This is a genomic window from Arthrobacter sp. BB-1, assembly GCF_006151685.1.
Classification (GTDB): domain Bacteria; phylum Actinomycetota; class Actinomycetes; order Actinomycetales; family Micrococcaceae; genus Arthrobacter.
Map to the genome: position 1 here is coordinate 78,834 of NZ_VDEV01000044.1, position 24,381 is coordinate 103,214.

Annotated in this window: 24 protein-coding genes and 1 pseudogene; 10 read left to right on the forward strand and 15 right to left on the reverse strand. The window is 63.5% G+C overall.

The genetic code is table 11. The features are described 5' to 3' along the window. Nucleotides 1-284: 284 nt before the first annotated feature. The 7 genes from FHJ30_RS21000 to FHJ30_RS21030 all read right to left on the reverse strand — a co-directional run bounded on the left by FHJ30_RS21000 (nucleotide 285) and on the right by FHJ30_RS21030 (nucleotide 10,702). Nucleotides 285-929, reverse strand: coding sequence for a LysE family translocator (locus FHJ30_RS21000; protein ID WP_306669401.1), 645 nt, complete (start codon nucleotides 927-929; stop codon nucleotides 285-287). Between the two features lie 572 nt (nucleotides 930-1,501). Then, a complete protein-coding gene (locus FHJ30_RS21005) occupies nucleotides 1,502-4,342 on the reverse strand; it encodes an FAD-binding and (Fe-S)-binding domain-containing protein (RefSeq protein ID WP_139031182.1) in 2,841 nt (946 codons plus the stop codon). A 32-nt stretch (nucleotides 4,343-4,374) separates the two neighbouring features. Continuing rightward, nucleotides 4,375-5,514, reverse strand: coding sequence for a Glu/Leu/Phe/Val dehydrogenase (locus tag FHJ30_RS21010; protein WP_240793794.1), 1,140 nt, complete (start codon nucleotides 5,512-5,514; stop codon nucleotides 4,375-4,377). Nucleotides 5,515-5,593: 79 nt separating this feature from the next. Continuing rightward, the gene (locus tag FHJ30_RS21015; RefSeq protein ID WP_139031183.1) at nucleotides 5,594-7,120 is read right to left on the reverse strand and encodes an aldehyde dehydrogenase family protein; all 1,527 of its coding nucleotides are present in this window, start codon (nucleotides 7,118-7,120) and stop codon (nucleotides 5,594-5,596) included. 41 nt (nucleotides 7,121-7,161) lie between these two features. Continuing rightward, on the reverse strand, nucleotides 7,162-8,574 hold the full coding sequence (locus tag FHJ30_RS21020; protein WP_139031184.1) for a 2-oxoadipate dioxygenase/decarboxylase family protein: 1,413 nt from the start codon (nucleotides 8,572-8,574) through the stop codon (nucleotides 7,162-7,164). 43 nt (nucleotides 8,575-8,617) lie between these two features. Further along, nucleotides 8,618-9,808 (reverse strand): FAD-binding oxidoreductase, encoded by a 1,191-nt coding sequence (locus FHJ30_RS21025; RefSeq protein ID WP_139031185.1) that lies wholly within the window; start codon nucleotides 9,806-9,808, stop codon nucleotides 8,618-8,620. A 213-nt stretch (nucleotides 9,809-10,021) separates the two neighbouring features. Beyond that, nucleotides 10,022-10,702, reverse strand: a complete 681-nt coding sequence (locus FHJ30_RS21030; RefSeq protein ID WP_139031186.1) for a GntR family transcriptional regulator — start codon at nucleotides 10,700-10,702, stop codon at nucleotides 10,022-10,024. Between the two features lie 176 nt (nucleotides 10,703-10,878). Between FHJ30_RS21030 and FHJ30_RS21035 the strand changes: the two genes are divergently transcribed. The 8 genes from FHJ30_RS21035 (at nucleotide 10,879) to FHJ30_RS21070 (ending at nucleotide 16,693) form a co-directional block, all read left to right on the forward strand. Further along, nucleotides 10,879-11,721, forward strand: coding sequence for an ABC transporter substrate-binding protein (locus tag FHJ30_RS21035; protein ID WP_139031187.1), 843 nt, complete (start codon nucleotides 10,879-10,881; stop codon nucleotides 11,719-11,721). 5 nt (nucleotides 11,722-11,726) lie between these two features. After that, complete coding sequence (locus FHJ30_RS21040) at nucleotides 11,727-12,734, forward strand: ornithine cyclodeaminase family protein (RefSeq protein WP_139031188.1); 1,008 nt, start codon at nucleotides 11,727-11,729, stop codon at nucleotides 12,732-12,734. Nucleotides 12,735-12,754: 20 nt separating this feature from the next. Then, nucleotides 12,755-13,537: an amino acid ABC transporter ATP-binding protein gene (locus FHJ30_RS21045; RefSeq protein ID WP_139031189.1), complete on the forward strand. Its 783-nt coding sequence runs from the start codon at nucleotides 12,755-12,757 to the stop codon at nucleotides 13,535-13,537. After that, on the forward strand, nucleotides 13,494-14,180 hold the full coding sequence (locus tag FHJ30_RS21050) for an amino acid ABC transporter permease (protein ID WP_139031190.1): 687 nt from the start codon (nucleotides 13,494-13,496) through the stop codon (nucleotides 14,178-14,180). Before FHJ30_RS21045 ends, FHJ30_RS21050 begins: the two co-directional genes overlap by 44 nt. Then, nucleotides 14,177-14,833 carry an amino acid ABC transporter permease gene (locus FHJ30_RS21055; RefSeq protein WP_139031191.1) on the forward strand — a complete coding sequence of 219 codons (657 nt, stop codon included), beginning with the start codon at nucleotides 14,177-14,179 and terminating at the stop codon, nucleotides 14,831-14,833. The genes FHJ30_RS21050 and FHJ30_RS21055 overlap by 4 nt, the downstream gene beginning before the upstream one ends. A 482-nt stretch (nucleotides 14,834-15,315) precedes the next feature. Then, nucleotides 15,316-15,696 (forward strand): hypothetical protein, encoded by a 381-nt coding sequence (locus FHJ30_RS21060; protein ID WP_012311538.1) that lies wholly within the window; start codon nucleotides 15,316-15,318, stop codon nucleotides 15,694-15,696. Further along, complete coding sequence (locus FHJ30_RS21065; RefSeq protein WP_139031192.1) at nucleotides 15,693-16,502, forward strand: hypothetical protein; 810 nt, start codon at nucleotides 15,693-15,695, stop codon at nucleotides 16,500-16,502. Before FHJ30_RS21060 ends, FHJ30_RS21065 begins: the two co-directional genes overlap by 4 nt. Beyond that, nucleotides 16,499-16,693, forward strand: coding sequence for a hypothetical protein (locus FHJ30_RS21070; protein ID WP_139031193.1), 195 nt, complete (start codon nucleotides 16,499-16,501; stop codon nucleotides 16,691-16,693). The genes FHJ30_RS21065 and FHJ30_RS21070 overlap by 4 nt, the downstream gene beginning before the upstream one ends. A gap of 193 nt (nucleotides 16,694-16,886) precedes the next feature. On the opposite strand, the gene FHJ30_RS21075 is transcribed toward FHJ30_RS21070, so the two are convergent. The 7 genes from FHJ30_RS21075 to mobC all read right to left on the reverse strand — a co-directional run bounded on the left by FHJ30_RS21075 (nucleotide 16,887) and on the right by mobC (nucleotide 22,713). Next, nucleotides 16,887-18,116: a hypothetical protein gene (locus tag FHJ30_RS21075; RefSeq protein WP_139031194.1), complete on the reverse strand. Its 1,230-nt coding sequence runs from the start codon at nucleotides 18,114-18,116 to the stop codon at nucleotides 16,887-16,889. After that, entirely contained in the window at nucleotides 18,116-18,562 is a 447-nt protein-coding gene (locus tag FHJ30_RS21080; RefSeq protein WP_012311542.1) for a hypothetical protein, read from the reverse strand. Before FHJ30_RS21080 ends, FHJ30_RS21075 begins: the two co-directional genes overlap by 1 nt. After that, on the reverse strand, nucleotides 18,562-19,164 hold the full coding sequence (locus FHJ30_RS21085) for a hypothetical protein (protein ID WP_012311543.1): 603 nt from the start codon (nucleotides 19,162-19,164) through the stop codon (nucleotides 18,562-18,564). Before FHJ30_RS21085 ends, FHJ30_RS21080 begins: the two co-directional genes overlap by 1 nt. Beyond that, nucleotides 19,161-19,715 carry a hypothetical protein gene (locus FHJ30_RS21090; RefSeq protein WP_139031195.1) on the reverse strand — a complete coding sequence of 185 codons (555 nt, stop codon included), beginning with the start codon at nucleotides 19,713-19,715 and terminating at the stop codon, nucleotides 19,161-19,163. The genes FHJ30_RS21085 and FHJ30_RS21090 overlap by 4 nt, the downstream gene beginning before the upstream one ends. 222 nt (nucleotides 19,716-19,937) lie before the next feature. Continuing rightward, nucleotides 19,938-20,696, reverse strand: coding sequence for a hypothetical protein (locus FHJ30_RS21095; RefSeq protein ID WP_139031196.1), 759 nt, complete (start codon nucleotides 20,694-20,696; stop codon nucleotides 19,938-19,940). A gap of 9 nt (nucleotides 20,697-20,705) precedes the next feature. Continuing rightward, nucleotides 20,706-22,310: a relaxase/mobilization nuclease domain-containing protein gene (locus tag FHJ30_RS21100; protein ID WP_139031197.1), complete on the reverse strand. Its 1,605-nt coding sequence runs from the start codon at nucleotides 22,308-22,310 to the stop codon at nucleotides 20,706-20,708. Between the two features lie 7 nt (nucleotides 22,311-22,317). After that, complete coding sequence (gene mobC / locus FHJ30_RS21105) at nucleotides 22,318-22,713, reverse strand: plasmid mobilization relaxosome protein MobC (RefSeq protein WP_139031198.1); 396 nt, start codon at nucleotides 22,711-22,713, stop codon at nucleotides 22,318-22,320. A gap of 248 nt (nucleotides 22,714-22,961) precedes the next feature. Here mobC and FHJ30_RS21110 point away from each other — a divergent pair, with 248 nt between their 5' ends. After that, the gene (locus tag FHJ30_RS21110) at nucleotides 22,962-23,270 is read left to right on the forward strand and encodes a hypothetical protein (RefSeq protein ID WP_139031199.1); all 309 of its coding nucleotides are present in this window, start codon (nucleotides 22,962-22,964) and stop codon (nucleotides 23,268-23,270) included. A gap of 473 nt (nucleotides 23,271-23,743) precedes the next feature. Continuing rightward, nucleotides 23,744-23,887, forward strand: coding sequence for a hypothetical protein (locus tag FHJ30_RS21490; protein WP_171059164.1), 144 nt, complete (start codon nucleotides 23,744-23,746; stop codon nucleotides 23,885-23,887). An 85-nt stretch (nucleotides 23,888-23,972) separates the two neighbouring features. On the opposite strand, the pseudogene FHJ30_RS21115 reads toward FHJ30_RS21490, so the two are convergent. Continuing rightward, a pseudogene (locus tag FHJ30_RS21115) lies at nucleotides 23,973-24,381 on the reverse strand (chromosome partitioning protein ParB); the annotation flags it as partial.

A 24,381-nucleotide genomic window follows, 5' to 3' on the forward strand; every position in this document is an offset into this window, starting at 1 on the left:
GCTGGAACCTCCAAAATTTCAAATGTGGCTCTACCTGTCCGCCAAGTGTGGCAGGCAACCCACGTCTTGCTTTGAAAAGGAGGTTCCAGCCCCTCAAGACGGTCCTTCCGGGCCCTTCTGATAGAGGCCATCCACGCCGGCAAACGATCCGGAGCGCCCCCAAAGCAACACCCTGGGATGCCCCCTCCTCGGAACGGGGCGCTCCGGGATCGGCGGCGGCGATAATGGCCTTCAGAAGGACCTGGAACCCACAACGGGCCCAGACTCCTCCTAACTCATATCGTCTAGTGGGCAGGTTCGAGGGCCAGTTTTACCCCGAAACCCACGAGGACAGTTCCGGTGATGCTGTCGATGATGCGGATGCTTCGGGCGCCTTTGAGCCAACGGGCGGCGTAGCCTGTGCCGAAAATCAGCAACGTGAACCAAACCATGGCCAGCAGGCAGTGGACGCCGGCGAGCAGCACGCCCATCAGCAGGGGCGAGGCGCCTGCGGGAATGAACTGGGGAATGGTGGCGATGTAAAAGACACCCACCTTGGGATTTAGCAGGTTGGTTCCGGTACCCGTAAGCCAACCTTTGAACAGTTCATTTTTCCCCGAGATTGGTTCAGCCACCCCACCTGCCTGTGTGGCAGGGAGTTTCTCTTTCCGCACGCTCTTCCACAGGAGAGACGCCCCCAGCCACACCATGTAGGCCGCTCCGGCGAGTGTGAGCACGCGGTAGGCGAACTCAGAGGCTGCCAGCAGCGCTGATACGCCGACAGCTGCAGCTACGCCCCAGACCATCGCACCAGTGCTGATGCCCAGCGCCGTGGCAAAGGCGAAGCTTCGCGACCTGGAAATTGATGACCGAAGAACCAAGGCCGTGTCCAGACCGGGAACCAGTGTCAGAAGCCCGGCAACAAGCGCGAATGAAAGAACAGCTGTCATAAGGGTCACCGTCCAAGAATAGACGGAGGAAGTCAGTAACGTTCAAAACGAACCTGCTGCGCCAATCGCTAAAACCCGGCCTCCCCCTTGTTATTCGAAACGCCCATGATGGATATTCGGTCAAGTAGCCGGAGGACATACCCAAGCCGAAAGAGGGTACGGTACCCGCCGCATCTGGCGAGGTTTCTTGGACGTCGTCTCGCCGAAATTCCGACTGTCAGAATAGCGTGCAATTCCGTTTCATTGACAGTGACTAGACGATGCTTTCAGATCCCATCCTGACAGTCCGAGGGGGCAGGAAACTGAGGGGGCGGTCCGTCCCGAGGATGCGAAAGAGCCGAAATGTGGGGCTTGATGGGGAATCGCTTGGAGGCAGGGGATGGCTAAGTCACCTCGCTCGGCTCGGGACGTTTCTCAGAACCAGACCCGAGCTCCGACGACGGCAGAATCCCCCCTGGTCAGGCGGGCGCGGCGTCAGGCTGGGGTGTAGCTCAACCGGACACCGGACTGGACGCCAACCCCACCGGGTCCAACCGCTGCTTCGTGGGAATCAGGTGTCCGAGACGCAAGCGTCAATGGCCTTCTGCCCGGAGTGCTTCGGCGATGACCTGGACGAGGTGACGGCTGTCGAGGCCAGCAAGGTCGCGGACCTGGGTGCGGCAGGAGAAACCGTCGGCCATGATCTTCCGGTCAGGGGCGGCGTCTGCTTTGGTGAGGATCCCGGCGCGGGCGATGTTTTCGGAGACCTCGTAGTGTCCTTTTTCCATGCCGAAGTTGCCAGCGAGGCCGCAGCATCCTGCGGAGGTTTCGACGTCGCAGCCCATGGCCTCGAGGAGTGTTTGGTCGGCGCCGTACCCCATGACCGAGTACTGGTGGCAGTGCGGCTGGACGAGGAGTTTCTCTGCGGCCCGAGGCGGCGTCCAGACGATGCCGGTGAGGAACTCTGCGACCGTCTTCACTGCGCCGGCCAGCTCAGACGAACGGGGATCGTCGGGGAGCAGTTCGAGCAGGTCCGAGCGCAGGGTTGCGGCACAGCTGGGTTCGAGTCCGACGACGGTCCGGCCTTCCCGGACGTGCGGAATGAGCAGGTCGAGGGTTTTCCGGAGCTTCGCTTTGGCCGCTGTGAGCTGGCCGGTGGAGATGAGGGTGAGGCCGCAGCAGGCGCCGGGGCCGGCGATCGCGACGTCTGCACCCGCCGCCGTGAGCACCTCCAGGGCGGCGCGGGGGATGTCAGGCGCTATGGCGTCGGAGAAGGAGTCCACCCAGAGTAGGACCTTGGGCCCGGCCGCTGTCCGGGCCCGCTTGGCGCTTTTGCTCCAACGGAATGGCACCAAAGGAAGCGGCGGCAGGGACCGGCGGGTGTCGGCGCCCATCATGGCCATCGTCAGCTTCCGCAGCGCGGGAACACGGCTGACCACGTTTATCAGCGCCGCAGCGGGCGCAGCGAGTTTCAGCCACTGGGGGAGCCTGCCGAGTGTGTAGTGGCTGAGCGGGCGGAGGCGTCCCTTGTAGGTCTGGTGCAGCGTTTCGGACTTGAACATGGCCATGTCGATGCCGGTGGGGCAGTCGTTTGCGCAGGCCTTGCAGCTCAGGCACAGGTCCAGAGCGTCGTGGACTTCGGGGGAGCTCCAGCCCAGGGTAACGACCCCGCCGTTAAGCATTTCCTGCAGGGTCCGGGCGCGTCCCCGGGTGGAGTCCTTCTCATCTAGGGTGGCGGTGTAGGACGGGCACATGAAGCCGCCCTGCGGTCGCAGATCGGCGCGGCATTTGCCGACGCCGACGCAGCGGTGCACCGCTTTGGTGATGTCGCCGTCGTCGTGCGCGAACGCGAAGCCGTCGGTTGCCTTCATTGAGAGCGCCTGGGGGCGGCGCAGGTCGGCGTCCAGCGGCGCCGCGCGGACCACGATGCCCGGGTTCATCAGGTCATCCGGGTCCAGCAGCGCCTTGAACTGTTCCATGGCGCGGAGGGCTTCGGCGCTGTACATGGTCTTGAGGAGTTCTGACCGGGCGCGGCCGTCGCCGTGTTCACCGGAGAGGGAGCCGCCGTGCTCGGCGGCGAGGGCTGCGGCGCGCTCGAGGAACCGGCGCATGAGCACGGCGTCCCGCTCGAGCGGGAAGTCGATGCGGATGTGCACGCAGCCGTCGCCGAAGTGTCCGTAGGCCAGGCCGGAGAGACCCTCCCCGGCCAGAAGCGCTTCCATGCCGCGCAGGTAGCCGCCGAGTCTTTCGGGCGGGACGGCGGAGTCTTCCCAGCCGGGCCAGGCCTGCTCCCCGGCGGCCGTGCGCCCCGCGAGCCCGGCGCCGTCGGCTCGGATCTGCCACAGCCGGGTGGCTTCGGGTCCGGCGGGCAGCACGATGGCCTCGATGGCGCTGGCGGCGGCGACGAGTTTGCCGGCGGCCTCGATGGCTTCTTCGGACGTGTCCCCGCCTACTTCTGCCATCAGCCAGCCGCCACCGGCGGGCAGGTTGGGCACGCCCGCTGCGCCATGGGCGCGGCGCACGACGTTCACGAGCTGGGCGTCGAGCCCTTCAAGAGCGAGCGGGCGGAAGGGTAGGAGGTTGGGTACGTCGTCGGCGGCGCTGGCCATATCGCTGTACCCGAGTACCGCCAGTGCGGGCGCGGTGGCGCGGGGAACGAGTTTGACGGTGGCTTCCAGGAGGATACCGCAGCTTCCCTCGGTCCCGACCAGTGCCGCGGCCAGGTTGCGGCCGTTCTCCGGCAGCAGGTGCTCCAGGGAGTAACCGGAAATTTGGCGGCCGAAGCGGCCGAACTCGGTGCGCAGCACCGCGAGGTTGTCCTCAACGAAGGCGGCAAGTCCCGGAACGCCGTTGAGGGCAGCCGTCCCCGAACCAACCGTGAGCACGTCGCCGCGGCCGGTCAGCCAGGTCATTGAAATGATGTTGTCTGCCGTGCGCCCGTAGGAGAGCCCGTGCGGGCCGCAGGCATTGTTGCCGATCATCCCGCCGAGGGTGCAGCGGGCCGCGGTCGACGGATCGGGCCCGAACCTGAGCCCGAACGGCTGGGCTGCGGCCTGCAGGGTGTTGAGCACGACGCCGGGTTCCACGACCGCCGTTGAACTCTCCGGGGTGACCGACAGGACCCGGTTCATGAACCGGGAGAAATCGATGACCACGCCGGGGCCCACCGCGTTGCCGGCACACGACGTGCCGGCCCCGCGGACGGTAACAGGAACGCCGTGCCTGCCCGCCGCCTGCACCGTGGTGATCACGTCCTCCTTTGAGCGCGGGAGGACGACCACCTCCGGCACCACCCGGTAATTGGAGGCATCTGTCGAATACATGCCCCGTGTGAGGGACGAGTCGTCGACGGTGCCTTCCAGCCCCAAATGCCGCAGCTCATCAACAAGCGCCTCTGTTGCCGCGTGACCGGGTTGGTTTGTTGACGGGGACATGCTCATACTCCTGTGCGTCTTGATGGCTGATGCTAGTGCGGCAACGGTTTGCCGCGGAGCAGCATGGCGGCCCGGACACGTTCCTGGGCAAGGGTGCGGGCCGCTTCGTGGCTGGTCACCGAGCGGCTCTCGGCCGCTTCGAGCACCTGGGCGGTGTTAGCGCGGAGCTTTTCCGAGACCGTGCTGAAGATGGACTCGGTCGCGGCGCGGAAGGGGGAGTAGCGGGCGTCCATGGCGAAGGCCGCGCTGACCACGCCACCGGCGTTGGCCACAAAGTCGGGAACCACGGTGACGCCCCGGCGCAGCAGCACCTGCTGGGCTTCGGGGCTGGTGGGCAGGTTGGCCCCTTCGACGACGAGTCGGGCACCCATGCGCTCCGCGGCGGACGCGTCGATCACGTCCTGCAGTGCTGCCGGAACCGCGATTTCGGCGTCTACGAAGAGCTCGTCGCCCGGCTCAATTTTCAGCTCCGGGAAGTCCGCCACCAGGGCGTCGCCTGACTCGGTGCGGCGGCGGAGCAGCTCGGGAATGTCCAGCCCGTTGGCGTCCGCGATGGCCCCTTGGGCGGTTGATATCGCCACCACCTGGTAGCCCAGCTCATGCAGCCGTGAGGCGGCAGCGTGCCCCACGGCGCCAAAGCCCTGCACGGCGACTCGTGAACCCTGCAGCCCTTGCCGGCTGGCGGCCTGGTCAACCACTTCGGCGACGCCGTAGCCCGTGATGCCCAGCTGGTCGTAAGGTACGCCGCCCAGTTCGTAGGGCGTGCCGACGGCGGAACCGCGGTCGCCGAGTTCATCCACGATGATTGCCGCGTCGTTCTCGGTCAGGCCCATGTCCAGGCCGAAGACGTACTCGCGGGGCACCTCGTTGGAGAGTCGGCGCACGAATGAGCGAAGGATTTCCTCCTTGTAGGGGGATCTGGGATCGGCCTGGATGCCAGCCTTCGCACCGCCGTAGAACAGGTCGACGCCGGCCCATTTCCAGGTCATGACGCGGGCGAGGCGGGCGATTTCCTCGACGGTGACGCCTGGCTGCATGCGGGTGCCGCCCTTGCCGATGCCGCGGGAGGTGTTGTCGATGACGAGGACGCCTTTCATCCCCGTCTTGGCGTCGCTGACGGCGACTATCTTCTCGGGACCCCATTCGTCCATGAGGTCGAACATGCTTGCCATCGGCGGCGCTCCTAGATCTGACGTGTGGAAAGGTGCTGTGGCCCGGCCGGTGACTGACCGGGCCCCAGGGGAAGGGGTGTTAGAGGAACTTGACGCCCTGGGCGAGGGGAAGCTCGCCGGAGTAGTTGATGGTGTTGGTGGCCTGGCGCATGTAGACACGCCAGGAGTCGGAGCCGGATTCGCGTCCGCCGCCGGTTTCCTTTTCGCCGCCGAAGGCCCCGCCGATTTCGGCGCCGGAGGTGCCGATGTTGACGTTGGCGATGCCGCAGTCCGAGCCGGCCGCGGAGATGAACTTTTCGGCCTCGGCCTGGTCGTTGGTGAAGATCGCCGAGGACAGGCCCTGCGGCACGCCGTTTTGCAGGGCGATGGCCTCGGTGAAGTCGCTGTAGGTCAGCACGTAGAGGATGGGTGCGAAGGTTTCGTCCTGGACCACTTCGCTTTGCCGGGGCATCCGGACGATGGCGGGTTCGACGTAGTATGCCTCCGGTCGCTCCTCGGCGAGGACCCGGCCGCCGCCGGTAAGGACTGTTCCGCCTTGTGCCTTGGCGTCTGCGATGGCGTTCTGCATGTCGTTGAAGCTTTTCTCATTGATCAGCGGACCCACCAGGGTGGCCGGGTCGGTCGGGTCGCCGATGCGCAGGGTGCCGTAGGCGCTGATGAGCTTCGAGGTGAGTTCGTCGACGATGGACTCGTGCACGATGAGGCGGCGCATGGTGGTGCAGCGCTGGCCGGCGGTGCCGGCGGCGGCGAAGACGATGCCGCGCAGGGCGAGGTCCAGGTCGGCGCTGGGGGCCACGATTGCTGCGTTGTTGCCGCCGAGTTCCAGCAGGGCCCGGCCGAAGCGGGCGGCGATGCGCGGGGCGATCTCCTGTCCCAGGCGTACGGAGCCGGTGGCGGAGACCAGCGCAACGCGCGGGTCCTCAACAATCGCCTTGCCGGCGTGGCGGTCCGCTATAACCAGCTGGTGGATGTCTGCCGGTGCGCCGGTGTCCTTAATTGCACGGGCCAGCAGGGCGTGGGCGCCGAGGGCGCTCAGGACCGTTATGCCGGACGGTTTCCAGACAACCGAGTCACCGCAGACCAAGGCCAGGGCGGTGTTCCAGGAGTACACGGCCACGGGGAAGTTGAAGGCGGAGATGACGCCGACGACGCCGAGGGGGTGCCACGTTTCCTGCAGCCGGTGGCCCGGGCGCTCGGACGGCATGGTTTTGCCGTAGAGCATGCGGGACTGGCCGACGGCGAAGTCGCAGATGTCGATCATTTCCTGGACCTCGCCGAGGGCTTCGGAGGTGATTTTTCCTGCCTCGGCCTGGACGAGGACGGCCAGGTCCTCCTTGTGCTCGGTGAGCAGTTCGCCCCAGCGCTTGATGACGTTGCCGCGGACGGGAGCGGGGACTTCGCGCCACTGCAGGAAGGCTTCGTGGGCCTTCGTGATGGCTTCATTGACGTCTTCAGCGGTGGCGGTGGGGACGGTGAGCAGCACTTCGCCCGTGAGGGGGCTGCATGCCTCGTGGCCGCCGCCGAAGGCGTCGGTAGGTACGCCGCAGGCCTCTAGTGCGCGCCTGACGGATGCTGCGAGGGTGGTTTCCTGGATGGTTTCAGTCATTTTCTGTCTCCTCTGGGGGTTCGTATGTTTTTGCGGGCGGGTCAGACTTCGACAGTCGTGCCTAGGTCTTCTGCCAGTGCGGCAACGGAGGCGTCCTGCTGGCGCTGGTAGAGCTCATTCGGGTCGGCCACGGTGCGGCCGACGATGGTGGACATGACGGTGATGTCGTAGTCGGTGCCGGTCTGGGCATCGTCGCGTGAGCCTTCGTCGGTGAGGTTGGACTGGAAGATGCCGGCCGCGGAGCGGGGGAGGAAGTCCTCGTAGACGATGGGCTCGGGTACTGCGACGCCGCGTTTGATCAGCTCGGTCAACGCAACGGTCTTGCCGCGGAGGGAGTCGCCATAGTGGCTCCGCAGGGCGTCGCTGTCCACAGTGAAGGTGAAGTAGGCGAGTTGTTGCAGGGCCAGTTCCTTCTCTGTGCGGGGGAGATTTTCCTCCCAGACTCCGCGGGCGACGTCGACGCGGACGCCATTGCCTTGGCCGGCTGCCAGGCGGCGGTCGGTTTCGGCGACCATCCTGTCGTACAGGTCGCGGCCGGCCGGTGTGAGGGCTATGCCGCGCTGTTCGACTTCTCCGAAGCGGACGCGCAGGGCGCCGGGGCCGACGCTGCCGTCTTCGAACCGGAAGATCCGGTCCTCCGAGAGAGCCCGGAACGAGGTCTGCCGCAGCAGGATGTCAGGCCCGTCCCAGCGGGGCGGGCCCTGGATCTCGTCGATCATGGTAATTCCCTGTGCTTCCATCCGGCCGTAGAGGTCGTCGATGTCTAGCACCCGGGGGGTGAGGTGGTTGATGTGAGTAGTGCTGACCCCGCCGATGTCGGAGGCGACGGCTGAGACGGACTCGAGCTTCTGGTACCAGGCGTGGTCCACGGGGTGGTCCGACAGTTCAAACGCGGCGGTGGCCAGCTCCAGGAGCCGGTGAGCCTCGTCTTCCTCGAGGCCGCCCTGGTCAGTGGCCTTGTCCGCCAGGTCCAGAAGTTCTTGGGGGAAGAGGGTGCGTGAACCGATGAACTCTCGCAACTGCTCCTGCAGCTCGGCACTGAAGAAGCGGGGATCGTCGGCGGCAAGCATGGAGGTAAACACGCGGAAAGGGTTCCTGGCCAGTTCGTCCGGATCCACGGGCCGGAAGGCGGTGGAGACCACCGGAACGGATGACTTGGAGGCATCCCGCAGGTCGTAGAAGCCCACCGGGTGCATGCCGAACGCTGCGAACACGCGGGCCACCTGGGCCATTTCCCGGGCGGCGCCGACACGGATGGCGCCGTGCCTTTCGGCCGTGACCCGGGAGATGCTGCCCAGGCGTTCGGCTTCTGCGCCCTTGCTGCGAAGGTAGTCTTCGTTGACTGCGGTGGAGACGTCCACGAGGGTGTTGTAGGCCGGGACTTCCTCGCCGTACATCGTGGACAATCTGCGGGCGAACTCCGCCCGGAGCTGCCAGGGTTCTCGGAAAGACATGAATAGTTCCTTTCTGGTCGGGTGACTGATTCGGCGCTGAAGGTCAGATGATGTTGACTTCCCGCAAGGCTGTTTCTGTCCCCTGGAAGCGGGTGGCCGAGAAATGGGAAGGGTCAAGGAATGTCGGCTTGCCAAGGTAAAGGTCGGTGACGAGTTCGCCCACGGCCGGACCTTGGAGGAAGCCGTGGCCGGAGAACCCGGTCGCGTAGAAGAACCCGGGAAGCTCATCCGCCTGCCCGATGAGGGCGTTGTGGTCCGGGGTGTTCTCATAGAGTCCGGCCCAGCCCCACTCGAGGTCCGGGTTCTCAAGCGCCGGTGCGCAGACTGAGGCAGCGGCGTTGAACTCCGGCAGCCAGTCGTAGTTGAACTCGCGGGAAAACCCGCTCTCCTGCTCATGGGAGATGCCCACGAGCAGGCCATTGAGGTAGTTGTGGAAGTACATGGTGGTGGAAAGGTCAAGGGTGAACGGGACACGCGGGAACGGCTGGCTCTGCTGCCGGGTCATGCCGATGAGCCGGCGCACCGGGGTAACGGGCAGGTCGACGCCGGCCATACTGCCGATGCCTGCACTCCACGCCCCGGCGCAGCACACCACGGCGCCCGTGCGGATGGTGCCGCGGTTGGTAACTACCGACTCGATTGAGCGGCCGTTGCGGTGGATGTCCACCACCTGGGTGCGGTTGAGGAATTTCACCCCGAGCTCACGGGCCGCGGCCGCGTAGGCTGCAACGGCCAGCCCGGGTTCGGCAAAGCCGTCACCGGGGGAGAACGACGCAGCTGCCAAGGCGGCGGGGTCCAGCAGCGGATTGATTCCTGCGGCCTCTGCCGGCGACACCATGCGGCTGTTCACGCCCATGGAGTTCTGGATATTGGTGGCCCGCTCCAGATCCGCCACCTCGCCCGAAGAGCGGCAGAGGAACAGGTACCCGACAGTTTGCAGGCCGATGTCCGCGCCGAACTTCTCCGGAAACCTGGCGTATTCAGAGAGGGACCGCTGGCCCAAGAGGATGTTCCCCGGGTCGGAAAAATTCGCACGCACGCCACCGAGGGGTTTGGCGGAGGAACCGCTGCCCAGCTCGGCCTGCTCAATGACGACAATATTTTTTACACCGCGGTCCGCCAGATGCCAAGCCGTGCTGACACCCATGATGCCGCCGCCGATGATGACAACCTCCGCTTCCGTGGGCTGGGGATTGCCATAGCTCAAGTCCAGCGGAACAACCTGATTTGCCACGAATTCTCTCCTGACTAGGCTCCGCGCCTCAGAAGAGCATAGTGAGGCGATCGATAATGGGTTATGGATTACCTACATCGTGACCGCTGTCACGCCGGTCGTCAAGGGTTCAGGCGCAAGATTTCTTTCGCGGCTCCCTGGCCAGGGTGCGCAAAGGCCCATCGAAAAGAAAAGCCCGCCCTGCAGAGCAGGGCGGGCGATTCTTGGGAGTGCTCAGTCCTTACCGGCCTTCGGGCGCGCATAGTCGAGGTGGCGCGACATCCGCTCGGCGGCGAGCTTCTCGTCACCTGCAAGGACGGCCTCCAGGATGCCCCGGTGCTCCTCGGCACTGCTCATGAGCAGCCCGCGTTCCTGCAGGTGGTAGGAGCCGGTGATCCGGGACTGGTCCCGGAGGTTTTCCACTATGGCCGTCCATCGGCGGTTTCCCAGCAGGCCTACGAGGTGTGCGTGGAACTGCTGGTCCGTCTCCAGATACTCGAGCATGTCCTCGCTTTCGGCGGCGTTTATGGTCTTGTCCGCAAGGTCCTTCAGCGCCACGGACTCGGACTCGCCAATGCCTTCCGCGGTCACGCGCCGGACGGCTTCCACTTCGATGAGCAGCCGGAGATCGTAGACCTCCTGCTTGTCCCGGTCCGACATCTCAACAACGCGGAATCCGCGGTTACGGACCACTTCCAAAAGCCCCTTACCTGCCAGCGCCAGCATGGCCTCGCGGGTGGGACTGTTGGACACGCCCAGCTGGGTGGAGAGGCTGTTGGCCGAATAAATCTGCCCGGGCTTCATGGATCCGCTCAGGAGTGCCCGGCGGACGATTTCCTCGGCGGAATCCTTCAGGGTCAGATGCTGGAGGGCTAACGGATCGACGTGGCCGCCCCAGGACGAGATGGGCTGCATGGTTTCCTCCCGAGTGTTGTGTAATCCATTGTCCAATACCGGTCCGGCTGACTCCTAGCCGCACCTTTCGGCGCGGCGCACCTATTGACAGGCGCGACGAAGTGATCTGTTATTAGTAATCGACAACCGATTAGGTGTCACGCATCACATCTCCGTTTCCCAGCAGAGGATCCCCCATGAAGAAGTCTGTTCTGACAGCTACCGCCCTCGGCGCCCTCGTCATCTCCTCGATGACCGCGTGCGGCACTGAGGCCGCAAAGACGGTGGCAGCCGACTGCAAGCCTGCGGCTTCATTCCAAACCCTTACCGCAGGCACCCTGACGGTGGCCGTGCCTGAACTCCCGCCATTCTCCACTTACGCGAACAGCCAGTTGGCCGGCGTCGACGGTGAACTGATCAAGGAATTCGCCAAGCGCAACTGCCTCGAGATCAAAGCCGAGCCAACCTCCTACGCCGGGACCATCCCGGCAGTGCAGTCCAGCCGCGCAGATGTGGCCATCGGCGCCTACTACCGGACCTCCGAACGGGACAAGATCGTCGGCCTGACCAGTCCCGTCTACACGGATGAAATGGCCACCGTCAGCACCGAGGACGTCGACCAGGTTCCCGCACTCGAGAGCCGCAAGGTGGGCACAGTGGATGGCTACCTCTGGGTTCCCGATCTGAAGGCCCTGCTCGGTGACAAGCTGACGATCTATCCCTCCGCTGTCGAAATGCAGGCCGACCTGAAAGCCGGCCGCATCGACACAGGCATCGACAGCTACGGATCCGCCGTAGAAATGTACAAGGGCGATTCCAAGTACAAGGTGACGGCCGTGCAGCCCGATGCTCGAGTCAAGGCATCCAAGGAGCCTGCTCAGATCGCCTTCCCGTACATCAAGTCCAACAGCGGACTCGGTGCTGCACTGGACGCAACCATCACCGCCATGAAGTCAGACGGCACGATCGGTTCCGCACTCAAGGGCGCCGGCCTGCCGGAAACCGGTGCCGACACAGGCGCACCGCGCCTCATCGGATAGCCCGTATGCCCACCAGCGCCGCTCCGCCGCACCCGGATGCCCCCGTCGCGGTGCTTGGCCCGGGCGATGTCAGCGCATTAGCGCCCCTGGCAGCTGCGCAGTCCCTCAGCGAGGCGCTGTCCGCCGGCGTGGATCCCGAACACGACGGCGTCCGGAGCCGTTTGGAAACACCGCACGGCCAGCTGCTACAGATGCCGGCCGCCTCACGGGAGTATGCCGGCACAAAAATCCTCACCCTGACGCCCGGCAACAGCTCGCGGGGCATGCCCGACATCCAGGGCGTCTATGTACTGTTCGCCGGCGACACCCAGCAGCCCGTTGCCATCATCGACGGTGCAGCCCTGACCAGGCTCCGCACCCCGGCCGTCACGGCGCTCGGTCTCCGGCTGCTGGGGCACAGGACGATTCCGCGGGCCCTTGTCTTCGGAGCCGGCGTCCAGGCGTGGGAACACGTCAGGTTCCTGCACGCGGTCTTCGGGCTGCAAAAGGTCGCGGTTGCCGCGCGCAATCCCAAGGCCGCCGCGGACCTGGCGGCGAAGGTCGAAAACGAGCTGCCGCTGGAAGTATCACCACATGGACTGGACGAAGCCGAGGCGCTGGTGAGTGCGGCGGACTTCACGCTCTGCTGCACTGCCTCTCCCGACCCCCTGTTCTCCGGACGTTCCGTGCGGCCCGGCGCCACCGTCGTCGCCACCGGTTCCCACCAGCCCGGCAACAGGGAGCTGGACCGGGAGCTGATGTCCAGGGCGCGAGTCTGCATTGAGTCCGTCACCACCGCGTTGGCCGAGGCCGGTGAAGTCATCGACGCCGTCGACAGCGGCGAACTGGACGCAGGGAACCTCACAACACTGGCAAGTCTCCACCAGGCCGGCCCACCGGTGCCGTCCGCCCGGCCCACTGTCTTCAAGACCACGGGAATGCCCTGGGAGGACCTGGCCATCGCGGCAGCCATCCACCGACTCTGGCTCTCCGGTAACGCTTCGCCCGCGCCTGGGCCAGTTGAGCGAAATTGACCCCCGAAAGGACTTCACCCATGCAACGCATCACCCAGGATCCGCTCATTACAGGGCAAAGCGCGGTCAGGGTAACCAACCTGGCCAAGGCATACGGAGACAACGTGGTCCTCAGGGACGTCTCCCTGGAGGTCGCGCCCGGCACAGTGACCGCCATGATCGGCCCGTCCGGCGCCGGCAAGTCCACACTGCTTCGCTGTATCAACCTGCTCGAGAGGCCGGACAAAGGCCAGATCGAGATTTGCAGCCACCGCATCGACGCATCCAAGCCTCTCTCCGCCAAGAGCCTGGCACCTTTGCGGCGCAGTGCCGGCATGGTTTTCCAGCACTTCAACCTGTTCCCGCACATGACCGTGCTGCGAAACATCAGCCTGCCGCAGCAACGCATCCTCGGACGCGGCCGCGAGGAGGCCGATGCCAAGTCCATGGAGCTGCTGGGGCGCATGGGGCTGGCAGACAAAGCCAAACAGTACCCGTCGCGGTGCTCGGGTGGGCAGCAGCAGCGCATCGCCATCGCGCGCGCCCTTGCCCTGGGGCCACAGGTGATGCTTTTTGACGAACCCACCTCTGCGCTGGATCCTGAGGTGGGCGTGGAAGTCCTGGAAGTCATGAAAGAGCTGGCCTCGGACGGCATGACCATGATCGTTGTCACGCACGAGATGGGCTTCGCGGAAAATGTCTCCGACACCCTGGTTGTCATGGCCGACGGCGGCATCATCGAACAGGGGGACCCGCACCAAATCATGCGGGACCCTCAGCATGAACGCACCCGCCGGTTCCTCCGCGCTGTACTGGAGCGTTGAGCACATGGATATCCTCAAAGCCATCGCCCTCGGTCTGCCCATGACCCTGCTGGTCACCGCGGTGTCACTGGGCATCGGCAGCCTGGTGGCCCTGCCCTTGCTCGCGGGCCTCCGTTCGGGCCGTACCGCCGTCCGGTTCCTGACCCGGGCCGTGATCGACATCCTGCGAGGCATCCCGCCGATCGTCTGGCTGTTCATCCTCTTCTACGGAATCAGCGTCGGAACCTTCAAACTGAATGCTTTCTGGGCCGGCGTCATCGGACTGGGCGTCGTTGCCGGGGCTTACCTCACGGAGATTTTCCGCGGAGCACTTGGCGCGGTCAACGCCGGCCAGTGGGAGGCCAGCGAAGCCCTCGGCCTGGACAGGATCACCCTGTGGACCAAAATAATCGGTCCGCAGGGACTTCGGGTGGCGATTCCCGGCTTCACAACTTACGGCATTGGCCTGCTGAAAGACTCCTCGATCGTGTCGACCATCGGCGTCGCGGAGATTGTGTACCTCACCCAGCAAAACGCCCGGATGTCCGGGCAGGGCATCGTGGTGTACTTCATCGCGGCGGCCATCTACATCATGCTCAGCATGCCGCTGGGCATGATCTCCCGAAGCCTGGACATCAAAATGCGAAAGGCCGTGGCCCGATGAACACCATCCTCCAAGATGTCCTTGACTACGGGCCCACCCTTCTCGGCGGCCTCAAAATCAGCCTCGCCCTAACCGGACTGAGCCTGCTCTTCGGCACCGTCCTTGCCCTGGTTTTCGCTCTGGGCATCACGTCCAGAAACGCCGCCTTCCGCTGGACTTCCACGTTTTTCGTTGAGGTCGGGCGCGGTGCTCCGGCGCTGGTATTACTGCAATTGATGTACTACGGGCTTCCCAACGCCAGCATCACGTTGAGCGCCTTCGCATCGGCCACACTCGCCCTCACATGGACCGCGGCGGCCTACATGGCCGAATACATTCGTGGCGGCCTCGCCTCTGTTCCCGGCGGCGAAATCGAGGGCGCCCAGGCGCTTGGCATGAGTCACCCCGACACGCTGCGCTTCGTCATCATCCCGCAGGGCCTGCGCATTGCACTCCCGTCACTGATGGGGTTCGCCGTCCTGCTGTTTCAGGCAACGTCCCTCGCATACTCCGTAGCCGTTCCCGAACTGATGAGCCAGGCCTACTCGGCGGGCTCATCCTCCTTCAAATACCTGAACCTGTTCATCATCGCCGGCGCCATCTACGCAGCCATCTCCATTCCAGCGACCTGGCTGTCCGTAGGAGTCGAAAAGCACTTGGCCAAACACCTTTAAAGAGTGGAAGCCGATGTGAATACACTCCTTCAAAAAGCCCTGAAAATTGGAGAAGCCCGACCCGATAATGAGGCCCGTAGAGAGCTTGCCGACGACTGCGAGCCGGATTGCGCATACTGCGCCGGCCCCGAGACAGATTAAGACCGGACCGGCCGCCGCGGACTACATTCTCTCCAGCGCACCCGGCCTTGTATAAGGTAGACCCTTCGGTTTCCCCGACAGCCGGGATGAGGGGCTCTTTCGGGCCTCTCCCCCAGCCATTTTCAAACGCCGATAATGAAGATTATGTAAAGTTGTTTGCTTTAAGCTTCAAGTGACACTCATTTCCAGATTACATCTACCCGCTCTTGCTGCCCAATCAGAACGGGCCTAAGGCCTGCACGGACGGTCCAGTCACCCTCGAATGCGACGAGTCGCCAGTTTCGCGTGTTTACTGTTGCATTTACGTTGCTTTAACCTTGCAAGCCTGCGACGATTGAGACATGGAAGCAACGACCCGGCATGACATTCATCTGGGAACCACCCGAATGAATATCCACGACCTCGTGCGCGAACTTAACGAGAATCTGGGTACGACGGTCGTCCAGACCATGGCTGGCGTGAAGGACCGCACGTCGCCGTTCCGCTGGGCCAAGCCTGACGGCCCCGAACCCCGCCCGGAAGTCGAGTCCCGGCTGCGCCTGGGTCATCGCGTCTGGAAGACCCTTGAGCTCGCTGAAGGCAAGCACGTTGCGTTGGCCTGGCTGATGGGCGCCAACCCGCGCCTGGACGAGGAACTTCCTGTCCTTTACATCCAGCAGCTGCGTTCCCGTGAGGTTTTGGGCGCAGCCGAAGCATTCGTGAATGACACCTACGCCGCATGATCACGACCGCCAAGGGGCGCCGGTGCGCCTCGACGGGGCTCACCCTTGTCCAGGCCGCCGGCCAGATTTCGTTCAGGGTGGCGAAGGACCGCTACGGTGCGTTGTCGGTCAGGAAGAATTCCATCGTTGGCCCGATGCCCATCGGAACGGCCGCAACCAGCGATTCCCGGGGACGGTACGACAGCATAGGCTCGACGATCTACCTCGCCGACTCCCGCCAGTGCGCCTACGCCGAGGTGTTGCTCGGTTTCCGGCAGCAGCGCGCGTCCGTGGCCAAGGCCGCGGAATCCATCGGGTGGACGGTCGAGGACTACATCACGAGCGTCCAGGCGCAGGCCCGGGAAAACGGGATCGACGTCCCCTGGGCCATCTCCGTGGACTGGCAAATGGACCGTTCCATCTACGAAATCCGGCTCCCGCGTCAGGGATGGTGGGTCCAAATCGACGACGCCGCCACCCTCCGGGCCCTCGAAGCCCATACACCGACAACGGCAGGACTGACCGAACGCCTCCAGCTCCTCACGGCCGGCTCCCTCACCGGAGACGACCGTGACCTGACAACCCTCCTCGCCCACGTCATCCGCGGCACAGTGCTGGACGACGGCTCAGAACCACTTGGTATCAGCTACCCATCAAAAACACTGACCGGCAGATGCTGGGCCTACTGGGACCGCCGGGCTGACGAAGGCCTCTCCCCCAGCCGCAACGGCCTGCTGCAACTGACCTCTGAAAACGTCGGACCGGACCCCGAATTCCACCGCGCGGCAGACCTGTACGGCCTACCGGTCCTCGGAGCCCGCCCATGAAACTCAAGGATTTTTTCCAGTCCCGCCGGCAGGCGACCGCGGTTGGACCCGTGCTCGGTCCCACGGCCGGTGAGGTGGCGCTCCCGGCAGTCGAGCCTGGGGCGCCGCTGTCCGCCGAGGAACTCGTGGACATGGACATCCAGGGAAGGCCTGGGACGAACTCGCCCAAGCTGCCAGGGAAGCCGGGGTAACGAACTTTCATGCTTGCGGTCGCGGCGGTCAGCATTGGTCCGAGAGTGCCACCTCCATCCGGAGCATCGCGAACCTAATGCGGAACCTTCCCCGTGGCGAGGCGGCGGATGATTAACACCCTTCGACTCACTACCCCAGCCGCTTGAGTTCGGATACCAGCGACCCCGCGGATTTTTCAGGGGCAGTAGCCACCTATCGAACGCGTTCTAGTGCTTCTTCCAGTGCCTGCTTCCACTGTAATAAGTGGCCTGCGTTTTCCTTTGCTCGTTTTTCTAGTCCGGTTGTGAGTCGTATGGTGGCAACCCCGTCGGAAAATCGCTTGTAGAGCACTTCGAGTTCGTGGATATGGTCCACGAGGCCAAAACCGGTTGACTCCCGGATTTCTGCTGCCCGAGCCAGCACGGAGTGCTTCATGAGAGCCTGATAATCCAACTCTGCGGGATCCATCAACCCCATAGGCGTTTCAGGGTCGTCAACCAGTTCGGGCCTGCGCCGCCAGATCTCACTGGCAAGATCCACGGGGAGGTAACGGTGTAGTTTTCGGACGTAATAGCGGGCCGGAGCCCCGCCGGAACTTTTCAGCTCAATGTAGTTGCGGTGTTCGCTGAAGCCCACACCATGGGAGATTCCTTTGAGCCCGACTGCGCGGAGCATGACTGCAAAGTAGCCGCCGTACAGTGCAAATGGACTGGCGCCCTGGGCGGCGAGTTGCGAGACCTCCACCGCGTAATCAGCCAGTCGGTACGGGGTCGACTTTGGCTCCTCCAAGTTATTCACCCAGATGACGACATCTGGGTCATGTTGGTCTTCAAATAAGTCGGAGAGGAGCTTGGGTTCCTTTACCGCCAAGACCCGAACGACCGGCTGAGAGGTTCCAGCTGCTACCGCAGCGGATTTTGTTGCTTCCCATAAGGAATCAGACCAGAACCTGGTCTCTGGCGCCCCGTCGTACATCAAATAGGGAGCCATTATTTGAGCTGGCCCGTTTGCTTGTATCTGAGGAAGTGGCTTCTTGAGTCGTCTGGCGTATTTATCAAATGCCTTCGGAGCTAAGTTCTGGAAGCCAGTGTTAAATCGCACCCATCGTGTAGCGATCGCGGCGGCTAGCTCGTCATCGAGCAGGGCGACCGGCAGGCCGCCATTTCGCTGTACCAAGTCCTCGATTCCAAGGACGCGCGCTAGTGCGAGGTGCGACTTCTTCGGTTCTCGCAGGTCATTCTGGAACAGTGGAAAGCGTGGGTCGACCGCGTACGGAACTGATAAGGAGGCGGAAAGTGCGAGCACGAAGCCTTTGGTTCCCTCGCCACGAAAAGCTGCCACGGTTCCAGGTACAACCAGCCCGTTGTACTCACCTGCCAAGGCATTAAGGGTCTGCTGATCGGTAGAACCGAAAGCGAGATAGTGCGAAAAGTTGGAAAACACTAGCCTCTAGTCCCCCTATGAAATATGGCACGAATCTTTGCACGGATGATTGGGCTTACCTGCTGACGAGCGGCCCATAACAATACGAACATCTTGTCATCCAGCACGATAACGCCAATGCCATTTTCGCGTGCCTGAGCCAGATTTTTTGCAGTAGGGCGATGATTCACCACAATCCAGCTCCTGTCGAAGCTGAGCCGGTTATACATCGCCTGTTCCAGCACGCGCTGAAACGACCCAATCTTCATCTCGTAAGCAGACGCGATGCCGCTCTTCGTCAGGGTGGCTAGGTCCGCTCTTCTTCCATTTAGTGGCATCTCCGAGAGCATCAAGCTGTTTTCGTTGATCCAGCCGCGATTTCGCATCATATGTAAGAGAGGAGTCAACAGCTTTTCTTCCTCCCTGTTACGGAGGATCGGAGCCTCGTCCCAAGGCAAAACAACCATTAGTCCTCAACCCCTGTCAGGCTGTTCAGGTTTACAGTGTCGTCGTCTGCACCTGTAAGCTCCGATGCTTGCACATGAGCAAAATCCAGCCGCCGAACTACCAGCAGTAGCGCGATGTAAACACCGCCTCCGCACACAAATATGAGCGCAGAAATGCCTAGGGCCCACCGCGCTGGATCTATTCCGATAAGGGTTTCTGCAGCGGAGGTTAGTAGGGTCGCTGTAATGGCGACGGAGAATCCCACGAGGATCCAAAACGATACCCTAGCCAGTCTTTGAGCTACGCGGAGCTGGCGGGCCATCTTGGTCTGTAAGACCATGAGTCGGACATATTCGCGGGCGGGCTCGAGGACTTCCTTTGGTTCAACCGCAACCAGGAATAGGTCGTTGCCGTCGTCGTAGTCGCGGAACAGTTCGTCCAGTCGTACCCTAAGACCCTTTAAATGTCGTATGGCTCCGTTAACTAGGTTTGACCGTGCATTGCGTTCTTTAGTTTTCAGCTTCTCGCCAAGGCTTGAAGCCAGCGATCCAGCAGGCCAGAGGGCGATGTAGCTGGCAATAGCAAAGGGTATTGCGTAGACAAGAATTGTGGCCTGATTCATATCCGGCGCGGACCCAGAATGTCGTCTCGGATCAACGACTTAGAGGTATAGCTCTCATACTTTTGGTAGACATACCGGACAAGGTCTCTCAACGGCCACCCGGAGAACTGCTTCCTAAGCTTCTGCGTCTGTTGCAGTAGCTTAGCGGGCAACTCCTGTTGAAGTGCATCGAAGTACTCCTCACCCAAGGGGGTAAGCCGGAAGTTGCGGGTCCGGAACGCGTTGGACTCGTCGTCGCCTCCGATGAGTTTTTCGGACTCCCACATGTCATCGTCTGTTCGGCTCAGCTGGGCTGAGTCCTCGACCAGGCCCGCTTCCACCAGCGTGTCCACGGCCTTGTATACCTTTGATGAAAAAGGACCGAAATTGTAGGCCTCAAACTCCGGGTCCTCCGTAAAGTACTCCTCAGCGGACGTTTCTTTGTCCATGAGGAACACCAACTTTTCCAGTCGGGTTATACCGCGAATTTCACCCCGTCGTTCCTGCTGACCAGGCTCGCTTCCCAAAAGAAGAACGATGGCATCATCCACATCGAATTCTGGTGACTCCACGTTGCCGTCACACCTCTCTGATTCCTCGTAGTTGGATCATACAGTCGCCGCGAATCGGTTCACGCACAGGGCCAGGGCGAGCGGCCTCACGGCGATTAGCGCCTTCCACCGATTCCAGACGATCTGCGGGCTTGTGGACCTAGGGGGCTTAGGCGTGTGCATTGTTGTGGGCGTTGCCGGCAGTGTTGACTCGACGGCAGTGACCGCGCGGAGCCACAACCTCTAGCGCTCGAGCCCCCCACGTTCCAGGATCTTTTCCTTGCCGCTCTGTTTCGTCATCTTTGATGTTTTGGACAGCGACGGCTTTAGGGCGACTGCGGCGGTGGCCGGAGTGCCCTGGTGCTTGTCGGCCAGGAGTCGGGAGTTGACCGCTTCGCGGTCGCCTTTGCCTTCGAGGCTTTCCGCCAGCTGCTGGCGCCGCTCCGGGGAGTCGCAACCCGGTCCGTCCTGGGCCTTTTGAGCTGCCTTGTCCTGCCTGTTGGCGCCAGCTACCGCAGCCACGGCCACGACCTCGTCGGTGCGGGCGTCGGAGGCTTTGGTCCGGCCGTTTTCGGCTTCGGTTTGTGCTTGCTGTGCCCGGCTTAGGGCCGCGAAAACGGACGCTTCGTCCGCTCCTGTGTTGTTAACGTCGATGCCGTACCGGGCCTGTACCTGGTCCCTAATGTGTTCTGACGCCTGAGAGGCCTCGGGGTCGTATGCCTTCCATGCTGTGGCTGTCTGGTGAGCTTGTTGGATCATTTCGGGGGTGGCTTTGTCCCACCAGTCGTCCCTGGCGGTTGGTGCGAGCTGGGCGCGGGCGGCTGCGCGTTGGGCGTCGAAGCGTTCCTGCAGTTGGCGTGCGCGGTGTTCTTCGGCGGCGGCGATGTTGCGCTGTTCTTCTTCCCGCATTCGTGCCAGTTGCTCCCCGATGCGTGCGGCGACCATCAGCCCTGTACGCATGGCCCCGTCTACTGCTTCGTCCATTCCGTCTGCTTCGCTCATGCTTCTCCCCTATCGCTCGATGCCTGGTTTCGGATGGTGGTCTTCGCGTGTTTCCTGTGGGCCGGTAGGCCCGGCCTGCTGCAGTGTTTTTTCTGCCCTGGTGAGTGTCGTCGGGACAGGTGCGCGGCCGCGGGATCGTTCGGCGATGAGCCGTGCCCGGAGGGCTTCTTCGCTGGCTCCCGGGTGCTGTTCCCGCAGTGCTTCCATGGTGATGGGTTGCGCCTTGATGGTCTGTGTTGTGGCGCTGGCTTCGACGGCTTTGCTGGCAGCGGTCACGGCTGCGGCGAGACCGCGGACCCGGCGGAGGTCGTCGGTGGCTTTGTGCATGTCGTGGATAGCCCGCGCGGTCTGGGCGAGCTGCCGGAACATCAGGGCGTAGGCTGCCCGTTCGCTCTTGGAGGTGGCTGCCAGCAGGATCATTGTCGCGCCGCGTGCCGACGGCAGCGCGGCCGCGGGCCGCTTCGGGTAGCGGCGGAGCTGGGCTGATTTGGACAGCTCGCGTGCGGCGTCTGCCAGGGGCCCGGGGGTGGGTTCGATGCGCTTGGACCATGCACCAAATGCGGCTGCTGTTTCGCGGGCGGCCTGCGCCCAGGCTGCGTGATCATTGTGTGGCGTGGTGGCCAGTTTCTCGCGGAGAGTACTGATGTCGTTGGCGTACTTGCTCCACAGTTCCGCAGAGGGCTGCATCGTCTCCCTGCCCACTGCTACGGGTCGGCGGTTGCGGGCTGCGGCGTTCCATTCCGCGACGGCCGCGGTTGCTGATTCGGGGGTGCTCTCCCAGTCACTGCGGAGTTTGGGCAGGGCGAGATCGCGTCCCAGGGAGTTACCGCCGAACCAGATGGCCCGCTCCCCCTTGCGTGGCCGTTCGGCAACAGAATATCCGGTCACCACGTCGGTTCGGCCGGCTGCGTAGCGCGGCCGCAGGAGCAGGCCTTCTTGGCGGGCGCGGCGGACGAATTCTGCTTCGTCCGTTGATGCTGTCGCGCAGGTGCGGATCTTGCGGGCGAGGCTGTGGCGTTCGACCTCGGGCAGTCCGTGGCGGGTGGCTTTGGCGTGTTCCGCGGGGGTGTATCCGCGTTCGGCGCGGACGGCTTCGAGTTCGGTGAGTCCGTACTCTTTCTCCAGTGCCCGGGCGACCTGTTGGGACTTGTACTTGCTCTTCCAGCTGTTCCATTTGGTGCCGTCGTCGCGGACCATGCTGGCCACGATGTGGATGTGGTCGTTGCCGTTCTTGCTCAGTCCGTGGCGGACGGCAACCCATCGGGCCGGGGCCTTTCCGCCGTCCTCGGTGAAGTCCATGTCCTTCATGAAGTCGTTGGCGATGGCGCCCCACTGCTCGTCGGTGAGCTGGCCTTCTTCGGCCGCCAGGCTCAGTGAGCAGTGGAAGACGTGGCCGCCATCGACGTCCGTTTTGTAGAACTGCTTGGCACGGTCCAGTGCATTGGCGATATCCAGGGCAGCGCCGCGGTTCAGTTCGTTGTCGTCGTGCCAGGCCATGAGCGCGGAGTCACCGGCAACGAGGTGCGGTTCCTCGTGTTCGTTGGCACGTCCCGGGCCTGCAAGGTAGATCATCAGGCCCGCCATGCGGTCACCCTGAGTGATGTTTGGAATCATGGCAGGATCACCGGCCGGCCATGTCGGCCAGCTGGCGGTCGATGCGGATGATGACGCTCCTGGCGTGCGCGATCGCGGGCGCCGCATCAGGTGGCACTTCACCCGTTGAGTTGGCGTGCCGGGCGATCTGGTTGATGTTGTTCGCCACGGACCCGATCAGCCGCTGAAGGTTCGAAAGCTGCATGAACTGATCACGCCGCTCCGACGGACGTTCGCTGTCCTCGTTCAACGCTGCTTCGATCAGGAGCCGTGGGATCGTGACGCGGTGCTTCTCCGCCAGGGCCAGCAGCTGGGCCTCTTCTTCGGGGCTGACCTTGACCTCGTGACGGTGCATCCTGCCACCGTCAACGTTCGCGCGGCGGCGGCGGGACTTCCAACCGGCGAAGCCGTTGCCTTGGCTCATCCGTTTCCGCCCCTCCCCTACCCTGCCAGCGCAGCGACCCGGAACACCCGGGACCAGACACCAGTCTGCCGCGACCGGAACGCAGTTTCCGGGAGCGACACGAACTTAGCCCGGCTAAGTTACCAGCTTGCTCCGGCGAAGTCGGCTCCCGCTCTTTTCCTGCCTCTGGTGCCTTGCTGGTCGGGAAGTGGCACGCCGCTGCGCGTCGCTGCCCTACGAACGGCTGCTCCTGTGGTTACGGTGGGGGCATGCCAACCATTGATATTGAACAGACCCGCAATCAGGCCCGCGCCCTTCTGGACTCGCGTATCGAGTCCGTCACGAACCTGGTCAAGACCAGGCAGCGCATCACGGACCTGCGCGAGCAGCTCGCCGACGCCGAACGGGAAGACAAGCGCGCCTACGTGCGCGCCACCAAAGACGGGTGGAGCCCCGAAGAGCTGAAGAAGCTCGGACTCGAATCCGGCGCCGCAGCGCGTCGCCGGAAGCCGGCCACCACACGTACCTCGGACGACAATTCCCCGTCCACAGAAGACGGGGACGCCGCGGCCCAGTAGCTTGCCCCTCGCCCACATGTGCACGGCAAAAGCCCAACCGCTCCGCTGCTTTTCCCGCACACAAGTTGGACGACGGGACCCATCTGACCACATGCACACAACCACCATGTCACCGCCGGTGCGCACGTTCGCCTTGGGTGAACGGTGGCTGTGCACAGCCTCTGTTGCGTGCGGGGTTGGGACCGGACAGTTTTCCCCAGGCCAGGCCTCGCCGCTGCCGTCCCAGCTCCTGAAGGCGGCCGGGTCTTTTGCAACCGGGGGCACACAGTTAAGGCTCCGCACCAGTTGGGTGCGGAGCCTTCGCTGTCTCTGCAGTAACGTGTCTAAATCTTTGCCGGAACGCGGCGGGTTCGTTCTACCTGGTTGTGGCGGCGTAGGTGGTTAAACAAAGACAGGCCGGCTGGAGGGTCGGCCTGTCTTCGCTCCTCGGACAAAGGAGATCTTGCAAACTCAGCGTAGCTGAGCATGTTTCCGTGAACCCAGTTGCGCGGGGAAACCTCGCCGTTTGTGACAGCGCGGCACCAGGTGCCGGCATGGGTAGCCGCGTTGAACGGCGGTCCGCCGCTGGTGAGTGGCTGCTGTGGTTCGCCCAGGGCGGCGGACCGCCCGACTTCTGAAAGGTTCCGTGCCCTGGTGTCGTGAGTTTGGTGCTGGCCTTGCCGGGCGGGTGCGACAGATGACGCCCGGCAAGGCTGTACCAGTTTAGGCGGCGTCAACCTCGGCTGGCTTGCCACTGTCGAGAATGATCTGCTCGACCTCACTCGCGGTGTACCCCCAAAGAACCAACTGGTTCAGGTAGTCCCGGTGGGTCTGGCTCGGGGACCGCCACGAGTCCTTGGCGATCGTCTTTTCATATCCTGTGCACACCAGCGCGATCAGGGAAAACTCCGGACGCGTCGTCGTCTTGGCGACATGGTCACGGAGCGGGTTCCACGCCCAGGCGTTGGACTCTTCGACCTTCGCCCCGACCATCTCAGCGGCGACCTTCCCGTCATAGCCGCTGGCCGTTTCCGCGTGGTGGGTGATGGCGTGCACGGTGAAGTACTGCCAGCCCTTAGGGGCCTGCTTCTTCGACAGCAAGTTCTTGACCCATTCGCGGCGGACCGTAGTC

Excerpts from the sequence above, each read along its gene's own strand:
- FHJ30_RS21000 (WP_306669401.1), bottom strand. The coding sequence starts at position 929 with ATGACAGCTGTTCTTTCATTCGCGCTTGTTGCCGGGCTTCTGACACTG.
- FHJ30_RS21005 (WP_139031182.1), bottom strand. The coding sequence starts at position 4,342 with ATGTCCCCGTCAACAAACCAACCCGGTCACGCGGCAACAGAGGCGCTT.
- FHJ30_RS21010 (WP_240793794.1), bottom strand. The coding sequence starts at position 5,514 with ATGGCAAGCATGTTCGACCTCATGGACGAATGGGGTCCCGAGAAGATA.
- FHJ30_RS21015 (WP_139031183.1), bottom strand. The coding sequence starts at position 7,120 with ATGACTGAAACCATCCAGGAAACCACCCTCGCAGCATCCGTCAGGCGC.
- FHJ30_RS21020 (WP_139031184.1), bottom strand. The coding sequence starts at position 8,574 with ATGTCTTTCCGAGAACCCTGGCAGCTCCGGGCGGAGTTCGCCCGCAGA.
- FHJ30_RS21030 (WP_139031186.1), bottom strand. The coding sequence starts at position 10,702 with ATGCAGCCCATCTCGTCCTGGGGCGGCCACGTCGATCCGTTAGCCCTC.
- FHJ30_RS21035 (WP_139031187.1), top strand. The coding sequence starts at position 10,879 with ATGAAGAAGTCTGTTCTGACAGCTACCGCCCTCGGCGCCCTCGTCATC.
- FHJ30_RS21040 (WP_139031188.1), top strand. The coding sequence starts at position 11,727 with ATGCCCACCAGCGCCGCTCCGCCGCACCCGGATGCCCCCGTCGCGGTG.
- FHJ30_RS21045 (WP_139031189.1), top strand. The coding sequence starts at position 12,755 with ATGCAACGCATCACCCAGGATCCGCTCATTACAGGGCAAAGCGCGGTC.
- FHJ30_RS21050 (WP_139031190.1), top strand. The coding sequence starts at position 13,494 with ATGAACGCACCCGCCGGTTCCTCCGCGCTGTACTGGAGCGTTGAGCAC.
- FHJ30_RS21055 (WP_139031191.1), top strand. The coding sequence starts at position 14,177 with ATGAACACCATCCTCCAAGATGTCCTTGACTACGGGCCCACCCTTCTC.
- FHJ30_RS21060 (WP_012311538.1), top strand. The coding sequence starts at position 15,316 with ATGGAAGCAACGACCCGGCATGACATTCATCTGGGAACCACCCGAATG.
- FHJ30_RS21065 (WP_139031192.1), top strand. The coding sequence starts at position 15,693 with ATGATCACGACCGCCAAGGGGCGCCGGTGCGCCTCGACGGGGCTCACC.
- FHJ30_RS21070 (WP_139031193.1), top strand. The coding sequence starts at position 16,499 with ATGAAACTCAAGGATTTTTTCCAGTCCCGCCGGCAGGCGACCGCGGTT.
- FHJ30_RS21080 (WP_012311542.1), bottom strand. The coding sequence starts at position 18,562 with ATGGTTGTTTTGCCTTGGGACGAGGCTCCGATCCTCCGTAACAGGGAG.
- FHJ30_RS21085 (WP_012311543.1), bottom strand. The coding sequence starts at position 19,164 with ATGAATCAGGCCACAATTCTTGTCTACGCAATACCCTTTGCTATTGCC.
- FHJ30_RS21095 (WP_139031196.1), bottom strand. The coding sequence starts at position 20,696 with ATGAGCGAAGCAGACGGAATGGACGAAGCAGTAGACGGGGCCATGCGT.
- FHJ30_RS21100 (WP_139031197.1), bottom strand. The coding sequence starts at position 22,310 with ATGATTCCAAACATCACTCAGGGTGACCGCATGGCGGGCCTGATGATC.
- mobC (WP_139031198.1), bottom strand. The coding sequence starts at position 22,713 with ATGAGCCAAGGCAACGGCTTCGCCGGTTGGAAGTCCCGCCGCCGCCGC.
- FHJ30_RS21110 (WP_139031199.1), top strand. The coding sequence starts at position 22,962 with ATGCCAACCATTGATATTGAACAGACCCGCAATCAGGCCCGCGCCCTT.